The sequence below is a fragment of the Caproiciproducens sp. genome (genome assembly GCF_053840905.1).
On record NZ_JBNLXQ010000017.1, the window covers coordinates 40,196 to 51,185 of the forward strand.

A 10,990-nucleotide genomic window follows, 5' to 3' on the forward strand; every position below is an offset into this window, starting at 1 on the left:
ATAATTTGCAGCAATCAGCAATCTTTATTTTGTATAATCGTAAAAACCCTTACCGGTTTTTCTGCCCAGCAATCCGCCGCGGACCATTTTTCTGAGTAAGGGGTGAGGACGGTATTTGCTGTCGCCCGTTTCGGACTGAAGCACTTCCATAACAGCAAGAACGACATCCAGACCGATCAGATCGCCCAAAGCCAGGGGGCCCATCGGATGATTGGCGCCCAGCTTCATTGCCGTATCGATATCTTCAGCGGAAGCGGTGCCGTCAGCATAGATTCCAACCGCTTCATTGATCATAGGAACAAGGATTCTGTTGACAACGAAACCGGCAGCTTCCTTGACCTGTACAGGAGTTTTACCGATTTCAACGGAGATAGCCTTGATTTTTTCGACCGTCTCGTCCGGAGTCGTGATGCCGGCGATCACTTCGACCAGCTTCATAACCGGAGCGGGATTGAAGAAATGCATGCCCACGACCGCTCTGTCGAGCCCGTTGGAAATTTCGGTAATGGAGAGAGAAGACGTATTGGTGGCAAAAATCGCATCGGGCTTGCAGATGCCCTGCAGCGCCTTGAACAGTTCCTTCTTCAGATCCATTCTTTCAAGCGCGGCTTCAACAACCAAATCACAGTCGGCGACAATCTCTCTTGTCCCGGTTGTGATTTTTGCGAGGACTTCGTCCGCTTTTGCCTGATCCATCTTTCCTTTGGCAACAAGCTTCTCAAAGCCTTTGGCGATTTTCTTTTTTCCGCCGGCGGCAAACTCTTCGTTAATATCGCAAAGCTTAACCGTATATCCGTCGGTCTGAGCAAACGCCTGAGCAATTCCGGAACCCATGGTGCCCGCGCCAATAATACCAACTTTCATTTTAATTCCTCCTGATTCAATATAATTTATGAAAAATTATTGATTTACAAACGGATCCGGTTTACGCTTCTCGCAGAAAGCCGTCATGGCGTTTTTCTGATCTTTCGTTTCAAAGCAGGTGCCGAACTGAGCGGCCTCAATGGCAATTCCGGAATCGATGTCGACCTGGATGCCCTCATTGACCGCTTTTTTGGTGGCACGGACGGCGATCGGAGCGTTGCCCGCGATCCTGCCGGCCAGCTTCAGAGCTTCCCCCATCAGCTGATCCGCCGGATAAACCGCGTTGACTAGGCCCAGCCTCAGCGCTTCCTCCGCCTTGACCTTACCGCAGGTGTAGAGCATTTCCTTGGCTTTGCCGATGCCGATGGTACGGGCAAGCCTCTGGGTTCCGCCAAATCCGGCGGTAATGCCGAGGCCCGCCTCGGGCTGTGCAAACACCGCGTTTTCAGCGGCGATGCGGATGTCGCAGCTTAAAGAAAGCTCGCAGCCGCCGCCAAGAGCAAATCCGTTTACCGCGGCGATCACCGGGATCGGGAAGGTTTCAATTTTTCTGAAAACGGCGTTGCCCTTTGCGCTGAAGGCCTCCCCCTCCGCCCGTGTTTTGCTGCTCATCTCGGCGATATCCGCCCCGGCGACAAAGGACTTCTGTCCGGCGCCGGTAATGATCAGGCATCTGGCAGTATCGATGGAAACACTGTCCAGCACAGCCTCAAGGTCGGTCAGGACTTCGCTGTTCAGGGCATTCAGCGCCTTTTCACGGTCAATGGTAATAATCCCGACAAAATCCTTTTGCTCGTATTTTACGTAACTCATAATTCAATAACCTTCTTTCTGCAGTTTATCAATTATTCGTCATCGCCCATTTTTACGATTGTGGAAACGCCCATGCCGCCGCCTACGCAGAGTGTGGCAAGGCCGTACTTGGATTTCCTGCGCTGCATTTCATACAGAAGGGTAACAAGGATTCTGCATCCGGAACATCCGACAGGGTGGCCCAGCGCGATCGCGCCGCCGTTTACGTTGACCTTGGACTGGTCGAATTTCAGATCGTGCGCAACGGCAAGAGTCTGGGCGGCAAAAGCTTCGTTTGCTTCAATCAGGTCCATATCGTCCACTGTCATGCCCGTCTTCTCCATGACCTTGCGGGTGCTGTAGATCGGGCCGAGGCCCATGACGGAAGGATCCACACCGGCGGAAGCACCGGCAATCCAGGTTGCCATCGGTTTTACGCCGAGTTCTTTTGCTTTTTCTTCGCTCATCAGAACGATAGCGGCAGCGCCGTCGTTGATGCCGGAAGCGTTCGCGGCGGTAACGGTGCCGTCCTTCTTAAATGCCGGCTTCAGCTTGGAAATACCTTCCGCTGTAACGCCTGCGCGGGGGCCTTCGTCCTTTGCAAACAGGACGGTTTCTTTTTTTACTTTGACCGGAACGGGAACGATTTCTTCGTCAAATTTGCCTTCCGCCTGTGCCTTTTCGCACTTCTGCTGGCTGAACGCGGAAAATTCGTCCTGCATTTCACGGGTAATTCCGTACTGCTCCGCAACGTTTTCAGCAGTGATGCCCATGTGGTAATGGTTGAAGGTATCTTCCAGGCCGTCGTGGATCATGGAATCGAGCAGCTCGCCGTTGTTCATACGATAGCCGAAACGGGCGTTCTTCAGAAGATACGGAGCGCCGGACATGCTTTCCATACCGCCGGCTACGATGATGTCGGCTTCGCCGGATTCAATCAGCGCTGCCGCAACGTTGACGGTTTTCAGAGCGGAACCACAGAGATTGTTGAGGGTGAACGCCGGAACGGTTACCGGAATGCCTGCGTAAACAGCGGACTGACGGGCGACGTTCTGGCCAAGACCGGCCTGATACACACAGCCCATAATGACTTCGTCAACCTGCTCCGGTGCTACGTTTGCACGCTTCAAAGCTTCCTTAATGACGATGGTACCGAGGGTTGGGGTCGGGACGTTGGAAAGTGCGCCGCCCATCTTGCCGATGGCCGTACGGCACGCGCCGGCTAAAACAACTTTTCTTGACATAAAAATTTTCCTCCATTCATGTTTTTGCAATTCGTCCAATTGCGAAGCATCATGTTCTTCAATTTGCAATATTTTACTGAACGCGGGTATGTGTTAAATATATCACAATATCCTTCGCTTTGCAATACAATTCAAATGAATATCTCAAAAAGTGTTACAAAATTATCAAAAATTGTCACATAAATAAAAGCGGCGCATGTAAAAAACCAGTAAAATTCTATAAGAAAGCAAAAAAAACCGGCTCTGTGAGCCGGAATTCTTTTAAAATTATGAAGGATGATGTCAAGATCGCTGCATATTTACAAAAATCCACATCCAATCTTTGCTCCTTATCAGCATAAAAAAGCTTTGATTCACCGAGCAAAACCAAGAAAATCCTTCGTAAAAGCCTCCACTTCCGACTTTGGCGTAGCCCAGGAAGTAACCAGACGAATCGCTGAAACGGATGCATCGATCTTTGCCCAAAATTCAAAGCCGTACTTTTCCCTGAGCTTTTCGATCAAAGAATCCGGAAGAATCGGAAAAATCTGATTGGTCGGAGACGGAGACAAAAATGGAAATCCCGCTCGGGCAATCCCTTCCCGAAGGAAGACCGCCATTTCGTTTGCGTGCTTTGCCAGATCGAAATATAAATTATCCCGGAACAGTTCTTCAAACTGGACGCCCAGGACCATCCCTTTGGCGGCAATGGCTCCCCTCTGCTTCTGCAGATAGCGGAAATCTTCTTTCAGCTCCGGATTGCAGATCACAAGCGCTTCTCCCAGTAAAACGCCGTTTTTGGTCCCCCCGATATAAAACGCGTCCGTAAGATCGGCCAGATCCCGCAGGGTCAGGTCATTTTCGCCGCAGGTAAGCGCCGAGGCCAGCCTTGCTCCGTCCAGATACAAATAAAGCCGGTTGGCCCTGCAGAATTCGCTTAACGCGGAAAGGGAAGCCTTGGTGTAGATCGTTCCGATCTCGGTTGAGTCGGATACATAGACCAGCTTCGGGCGGACCATATGCTCATCCGTATGTCCGTCCAGTACCTTCCGAACCATTTCGGGCGTCAGCGTTCCATCCTCCGTATGTACCGTCAATACTTTATGTCCCGTAGCCTCTATGGCCCCGGTTTCATGCACGTTGATATGCCCTGTTTCGGCGGCCACGACGGCCTGATAAGGACGCAGAAACGCGGAAATCGCCGTCAGATTCGTCTGGGTCCCGCCTTCCAGAAAATGCACCGCAACATCGCCGCGTCCAATGCGCTGCCGGATCAGGTCCGCCGCGTGCAGGCTGTGGCAGTCATTTCCGTACACGGCGTTCTGCTCCCGGCTGGCTTTTGTGAGCGCCTCCAAAATCCTCGGGTGGGCCCCTTCACTATAATCATTCTGAAAACTGTACATTTCTACTCCTCCGCCATCAATGATTTTCTATAAAACATTTGATTTCCTGCCGTAATCCCCGAACGGTGCCCTGCACAAGCTCTTTGGAGCCCCCGCCCCTTCCGTTGAAAGCCTGATTCAGTTCCTTTCCAAACGCACGGACATCTTCCTTTTCGCTGCCCAGTGCGTACTGGTATCCGGCAGCGTCATCCCCCGAAAGGACGGCGGCGACGCCCGAACAGCGATCGCACAGCAGCAGGCAAAAGGTACGGAGATCCGCCGGTGCCAGATCCGGTTCAAACAAACAGATATTTTCCGCCCCTTCCGGCACCTGGTCGCATTTGGAAGCAAAAATCTGATTTTTAAGGGAAGTCAGCTGCTGCTTCAAAGCGTTGGTTTCTTCCAGCAGATGCTCCACCGCTTCTTTTATTTTATCCGGCTTCGCAGACAGAAGCACCGAAACGGCGCCGACGCTGTCTGTTTTTTCATTGTAATCCTCCGCCGCTTTTTTCCCGCATAAAAGGCCGACGCGCGTGCCGCCTTTATAACGCTGGGAGGATACCAGCTTAATGATCCCGATCTCCCCGGTTTTTGCAACATGCGTGCCGCAGCAGGCGCAGACGTCGTACCCGGGGATTGTAACGATGCGCACTTCCCCGGTCAGCTCTTTCTTGCTCCGGTAGGAAAGCGCCGAAAGCGCCCGCGCGTCGGGATAAGATGTTTCAATGGAAACATTCCGGTAAATCGCTTCGTTCGCCAGGGCTTCAGTCAGCGAAAGATCCTCCTGGCTGAGCTCTCCGTTAAAATCGACGGTGACTGCTCTGGCTCCCATATGAAAACCGACGTTGTCGAGACCGAAAAGGCGGTTTACAATCCCCGAAACGATATGTTCCCCCGAATGCTGCTGCATCAGCGTAAACCGGTGCGGCCAGTTGATCCCGCCTGTTACCGCAGAGCCAACGGGAAGCGGCCTGTCCGTCGTATGGACGATCCAGCCGTCCTTCTCATGCACATCCAGGACATTGACCGTGTTCAGCACCCCGATATCCGCGGGCTGCCCCCCGCCCTCCGGATAAAACAGCGTTCTGTCCAGCACAACACCGTAATGCTCTCCCCGCTCTTCACAGCGGAGAACCTTTGCACGGAAGGTTCTGAAATACGTATTTTTATAATATAATTTTTCCGTTCCCTGATTCATTCCATTTCCAGCTTTCCTAAAAACTTCACAGTTATCATCCCCGCCGCTCCGGCGCTGTCCCAACTCTTTGCGGCTATTATAGCACAGAATCGAAAAAGGGCCAACAGCTTATGCTGAGGCCCTGACAAAATGAATTTCAAAGTTCGAAACAAATCCTAATCGTTCAGAGAATTCTGAGAATTGACGGAAACAAAACGGTCTCTCCAGACACACCATCCGGTTACGGCGGCAATCACAATACATCCGCCCAGAAGGGCGAATTTTCCGGGCTGCTCTCCGTTAAAAAGAAAGACCCAAAGGGGATTCAGCAGCGGTTCGATCGCGCCGACCAGCGAACACGCGAGCGGCGGACAGTTCTTCACCGCAAGCCCGTACAGGATATAAGGGATGCCAAGCTGTACGACGCCCAATGCCAGAATACTGATGACCGCAGTCGAAGAGACGGGAGTCGGAAAGACAAAAATCATCGGAACGCCGATCACCGCGGTAAGCAGATGGCCGAAAAGGATCCCGCTCATACGCGAGTCATCATCCGTACGCCCGGTAATCACATACATTCCCGCCATAAACAGTCCGGCGAGGATCGCAACGCAATTGCCAATCAGCTTACCCGCGCCAAGCTTATCAAAGAAAAACAGAGAAATTCCAAACAGCGTCACCACCACGGCAATCAGATCCGCCCTGTGGAAATGCTGATGGAAAACCAGCGCGGAAATAATCAAAATGAAGACGGGCGAGGTAAACTGCAGCACGATGGCGTTGGCGGCCGTGGTCATTTTATTGGCGGAAACAAAGGCAAAAAATGTTGCCGCAATACAGACGCCGCTCTGAAAGGAGGACAAATTCAGCTTAACCCGGCGCCCGGTCATACGCATAAAGATCAATACCACAGCTGCCGCGATCAGGCTGCGAAATCCCGCGATCACCATTGCGTTCCACGGAACCAGCTTGATGAAAATGCCGGCAATGCTCCACAGGCTGGCACAGACGGCCATGAGCCCGACGGAACGCCTTTGGGAAGAAGATGAAGCCATTCTACATATCCTCTTAATATCTGAATTTGCTCATTCAGCGCGTCGGGCAAGCCCCGCGCCTTTCACACCTCAATATAATACTTGAATTGCAATAAAATTGCAATAAAAAATGACAAAAATCACGGCATCTAATTTGTCACTTTAAAAGGATTTATCTTGAAAAATATCAAAATGCACAATATTAAGATGAAAAAAACGTCTATTTTAATCTGTATTTACAGGGTTCATCGTGATATAATGCAAAATAAATGAACATTTTATTAACAAGGAGTTGGTACCATGCAATTCACCGTCACATTTTTCCTGTTGATTTCCATCGTGATCTCAGCTCTCTCTTTTCTCTTCGCAGGCTGGCTGTATCAATGGGTCAAGAAACGCCCGTCTTCCAACAAACGTATTGCGGAAGTCGGCACCTTGATTAGAAACGGAGCAAATACATTTCTAACCAAAGAGTATACGGCTCTTGCGAAATTCGCCGGTATTGCGGCAATCCTTATCCTTATATTTCTGCCGGCGCCGATTTGGAAAGGGAATCCTCTTGACAACCTGGTAATGGCTCTGGCGTATCTGTGCGGCACTGTTTTTTCCGCAATCGCAGGTGTCATCGGCATCAGAATCGCCACGATTGCAAATGTGAAAACAGCGGAAGCGGCGCAAAACGGCATTAAGCCGTCCTTCATGTCAGGATTCCGCGGGGGCGCCGTCATGGGCATGGCCGTCGTGGGCGGCACCCTGCTCGGCGTCACGCTGGTGATGCTGATTACAAACAATACGACCGCCCTGCTTGGCTTCAGCTTCGGCGCAAGCTCCCTTGCTCTGTTTGCAAAAGCCGGAGGCGGTATTTTCACAAAAACAGCCGATATCAGCGCCGACCTGGTCGGCAAGGTTGAGCTCGGCATTCCGGAAGACGACCCCAGAAACCCCGCGGTCATCGCGGACAACGTAGGCGACAATGTGGGCGACGTCGCCGGTATGGGCGCCGACCTGTTTGATTCCAACGTCGCTTCCATGGCGGCCGCGCTTGTCATTGCGGCCTCTCTGGACAAAGCAGCAGGCGGGACCGTCAACACAAGCACGGTGTTCTGTTACGCGGCCCTCGGTCTGCTGGCGTCGATCATCGGCGTTGCGACCGCCAGAATGGGCAAACACGGCAACCCGACAAAGGCGCTGAACAGCAGCACCTATGTGACGACGGCACTGTTTGGTGTTTTGACGGCGCTCGCCACCTGGGCATTCCACTTCCAATGGCGCATTTGGGGCGCGAGCATAGTCGGCCTTCTGGTCGGCGTCGTCATCGGGATCGCAAGCGATTATTTTACAGACGACACGAAAAAGCCTGTACATAATGTGGCCAAAGCATCCGAGACCGGCCCGGCGTTTACCATCCTGTCCGGTATTTCTTACGGATTCCTCAGCACTCTGCCCGCCATGATCGGCATTGCGATTTCCGCTCTGGCGGCTTATAAGCTCTGTGACCCGATCGGCCCCGGATATGCCATGTACGGCATATCGATGGCGGCGGTCGGCATGCTCTCCATCGTCGGCATGATTATCTCCAACGACGCTTACGGGCCCATTGTGGATAACGCGCGCGGACTTGCGGAAATGGGCAACCTGGGCGACGAAGTCCTGGAAATTACGGATTCGCTTGACAGCGCGGGAAATACCGTTAAAGCGGTTACAAAGGGATTTGCAATCGGCGCCGCAGGCTTAACCGTTATTGCCCTGCTCGGCGCATTTATCAGCCAGGTAAATGACGCTGCGGCGGTACTTGGATTAGAGGGAATAACCGGCTTCGACATCATGAACCCCATCGTTTTCTTCGGGCTGCTCATCGGCGCCGCCGTGCCTGCGGTATTCTCCGCAATGCTGATGCTCGGCGTGGACCGGAACGCCCAGAGAATGGTTTCTGAAATCCATCGTCAGTTCCGGGAAATCCTCGGCCTGAAGGAAGGCAAAGAGGGCGTTGTTCCCGAATACGACAAATGTATTGAGATTGCCACCTTCGGCGCTTTGAAGGAATTGATTCCGGCCGGACTTGTCACGATCATCATCACCGTGCTGGTCGGATTTATCGGCGGCGTCCAGGCCATCGGCGGATACCTCGGCGGCAATATTATCAGCGGCCTGCTTCTGGCGCTGTTCATGAGCAACGCCGGCGGACTTTGGGATAATTCCAAAAAATTCATAGAGTCCGGCAACAACGGCGGCAAGGGTTCCGACGCGCATAAAGCGGCGGTCGTCGGCGATACGGTCGGCGATCCTTTCAAGGACACCGCGGGTCCCTCGATCAACACACAGATTACCGTGGTTTCTCTCGTTGCTTCCCTGATGTCCACTCTGTTCCTGACTTTGTCCATCTTCCATTAATCAACGATTGACCTCATTCCTATAAAGAGGCTCCCGGCTGAAACCAGCCGGGAGCCTCAATTTGTTGAAAAGGATGGCACCGGTTGAACCGCCTATATCGCAGAACCATTTCGCAGCGCTATCTTGTTTTTGCCACTTTGCTTTGCTGAATAAAGGGCCGCGTCGGCGGCCTTAAACAATTCCGCAGGGTCTGCGCCATCGTGCATATCCGCGACGCCGCAGCTTAAGGTGATGGTTCTGCCATTCAATTCAGGCAGCGTTGTTTCCTTCATGGTGGTCAGGATCCCCCCGCACACCTTGACCGCCTCATGGACAGAGAAGCCCGGGAATAAAAGAACAAATTCATCTCCGCCCACCCGGAACGCGTAGATCCCTTTATGTACAACCTTTCTTAATACAGCCGCAAACCGGAGAAGCACCTTGTCGCCGGCCGCATGGCCATAGAGGTCATTGACCTGTTTGAAATCGTCGATATCCAATACCGCCATGGACAGATCCGTATTGGCCAGACGGCATTCTTTCATGAATCTTGAAAGAGATTCCTCGTAGGCTTTGCGATTGTACAGGCTGGTGAGGGGATCCAGCCTGAGTTCTTCTTCCAAGTCCATCTTTTCCTCCCGCATATTGTTCAGATTGGAGATACTGTTTTTGCCGTAGATAATGAGAACCTTAGCCAGAAAATAGGATGCCAATAACAGCCCGGAGGCGGTGAGCATTTCTACCCAAATCCAAAAACCAAAGTCGCGCTCGGACGCAGTATGCATCCACAAGCTGCTTAGGACGAGAAGAACCTGCGCTCCAAAATAGGTGCGTCTCGTCATCTTTATATTTGCGTATAGAGCAGAGAGCATAATCGGCAGAATAAAAGAGGTCAGCAAAACAGCGACGATCTTGTGCTGTATACAAAGCAGCGTACAGAAAGCCAGCATGAGAAAAACCGAAATATATTCTTTTGCGGCCAATGAAACCCTCTCCGAACGCACAAGCATGTCCGCGGCTAAATTTTCGATCAGCATAATGGAAGACGGCAGCAGGATATAACGCATCCAGTATCCGACCGGGTCATGCCCCGTTTTACCGAATGCGAAAAAATACCAGACTGCAATCAGCACCAGCAGGTTTATAAAAATGGTTATATAGCATGCGGAAACCAGCAGACGGCACCAGTATCCGCTGTTCCCATCCGCTTTGTCCGGGATTGCTGCGGGGCTTTTATCAGAGTACATCAAAGCACCTTCTTAAGTATATTGCTTGCGATATACCGCTGCGCAATGACCCTTTTCAACCAAATTCTCATCACGCAAAACGTCATTAAATAAATCATCTTTGAGCCGGAGCTGCCTGACAAATTCCAATTTATCGGCAAGATCAGGTACCGTTTCATCTATCATATCATATTGTTTTGCATAAAAAAAGACATATCTTCCCCTTAGCGGAAGATACGTCTTTTTGTGGTAACAGCGGGAAAAGGATTTTCACTATGCCAGAGTATTGTTCATAGCTACCGATAAATTGAATTTGCAGACAGGTTATTCGTAATCAATTCTCTCGATTTTAAAAATCACCGGTCTTGTACCATCAGAGCAGCAGGCGATCATCGTGTTTTCTTCTTTCATCCAATTTTTCATAATCGAACCGCCTTGCAAACCGGTATAAATATATCGGGAAATTGCATCCCATGCTTCTGAGCAGTGCGGCATTTTAGGCCCTCCGGCAACTGCATTGGGATCAGCATTTGTTTTGATCAGGGTATTTAGCCCCATATGCCAGAAATCATCTCGGTCGTCATCACGCTCAAAAACAAATTCATCTCCAACATTGTAACAGGGACAAGCTCCTGAATTTGGGTCAGCGCAATATTGCCGCTGAAATTCCGGATACAGTTTTTTGTCTATCACAGTTACTTTTACTTTATGCTTCATAATCCGCCTCCCAATTCCAATTGATCTATTTGATTGAATGGACCTTAAATATATCATACCATACTTTATTACATAAAAAAGACATAACTTTCCCTGACGGAAAGCTATGTCTTTTTGGTGCGAGGGGGGGGACTTGAACCCCCATGAAATTGCTTTCACATGGACCTGAACCATGCGCGTCTGCCAATTCCGCCACTCTCGCGTG

General features: G+C 51.2%; 9 protein-coding genes and 1 tRNA gene. 1 reads left to right on the forward strand and 9 read right to left on the reverse strand.

Features of this window, described 5'->3' with window-relative positions; translation table 11 throughout:
• Positions 1 to 24: 24 nt before the first annotated feature.
• From ACQGQ5_RS14325 to ACQGQ5_RS14350, 6 genes are all read right to left on the reverse strand, one after another.
• Entirely contained in the window at positions 25 to 864 is an 840-nt protein-coding gene (locus tag ACQGQ5_RS14325; protein WP_275715706.1) for a 3-hydroxyacyl-CoA dehydrogenase NAD-binding domain-containing protein, read from the reverse strand.
• 36 nt (positions 865 to 900) lie between these two features.
• Positions 901 to 1,677, reverse strand: a complete 777-nt coding sequence (locus ACQGQ5_RS14330; protein WP_455737170.1) for an enoyl-CoA hydratase-related protein — start codon at positions 1,675 to 1,677, stop codon at positions 901 to 903.
• Between the two features lie 32 nt (positions 1,678 to 1,709).
• Complete coding sequence (locus ACQGQ5_RS14335; protein ID WP_455737171.1) at positions 1,710 to 2,900, reverse strand: acetyl-CoA C-acetyltransferase; 1,191 nt, start codon at positions 2,898 to 2,900, stop codon at positions 1,710 to 1,712.
• Between the two features lie 353 nt (positions 2,901 to 3,253).
• Entirely contained in the window at positions 3,254 to 4,282 is a 1,029-nt protein-coding gene (locus ACQGQ5_RS14340) for a threonine aldolase family protein (RefSeq protein ID WP_455737172.1), read from the reverse strand.
• Positions 4,283 to 4,298: 16 nt separating this feature from the next.
• Positions 4,299 to 5,459, reverse strand: a complete 1,161-nt coding sequence (locus tag ACQGQ5_RS14345; RefSeq protein ID WP_455737173.1) for an alanyl-tRNA editing protein — start codon at positions 5,457 to 5,459, stop codon at positions 4,299 to 4,301.
• A gap of 155 nt (positions 5,460 to 5,614) precedes the next feature.
• On the reverse strand, positions 5,615 to 6,493 hold the full coding sequence (locus tag ACQGQ5_RS14350) for a DMT family transporter (RefSeq protein WP_455737174.1): 879 nt from the start codon (positions 6,491 to 6,493) through the stop codon (positions 5,615 to 5,617).
• Between the two features lie 279 nt (positions 6,494 to 6,772).
• On the opposite strand from ACQGQ5_RS14350, the gene ACQGQ5_RS14355 reads away from it, so the two are divergent.
• Positions 6,773 to 8,863, forward strand: a complete 2,091-nt coding sequence (locus tag ACQGQ5_RS14355) for a sodium-translocating pyrophosphatase (protein WP_455737175.1) — start codon at positions 6,773 to 6,775, stop codon at positions 8,861 to 8,863.
• A gap of 92 nt (positions 8,864 to 8,955) precedes the next feature.
• Here ACQGQ5_RS14355 and ACQGQ5_RS14360 read toward each other — a convergent pair whose 3' ends face one another.
• The 3 genes from ACQGQ5_RS14360 to ACQGQ5_RS14370 all read right to left on the reverse strand — a co-directional run bounded on the left by ACQGQ5_RS14360 (position 8,956) and on the right by ACQGQ5_RS14370 (position 10,987).
• Positions 8,956 to 10,089, reverse strand: coding sequence for a GGDEF domain-containing protein (locus ACQGQ5_RS14360; RefSeq protein WP_455737176.1), 1,134 nt, complete (start codon positions 10,087 to 10,089; stop codon positions 8,956 to 8,958).
• A gap of 303 nt (positions 10,090 to 10,392) precedes the next feature.
• Positions 10,393 to 10,785, reverse strand: a complete 393-nt coding sequence (locus ACQGQ5_RS14365; RefSeq protein WP_455737177.1) for a TIGR04076 family protein — start codon at positions 10,783 to 10,785, stop codon at positions 10,393 to 10,395.
• A gap of 115 nt (positions 10,786 to 10,900) precedes the next feature.
• Positions 10,901 to 10,987 (reverse strand) — tRNA-Leu (locus ACQGQ5_RS14370).
• Positions 10,988 to 10,990: the final 3 nt, after the last annotated feature.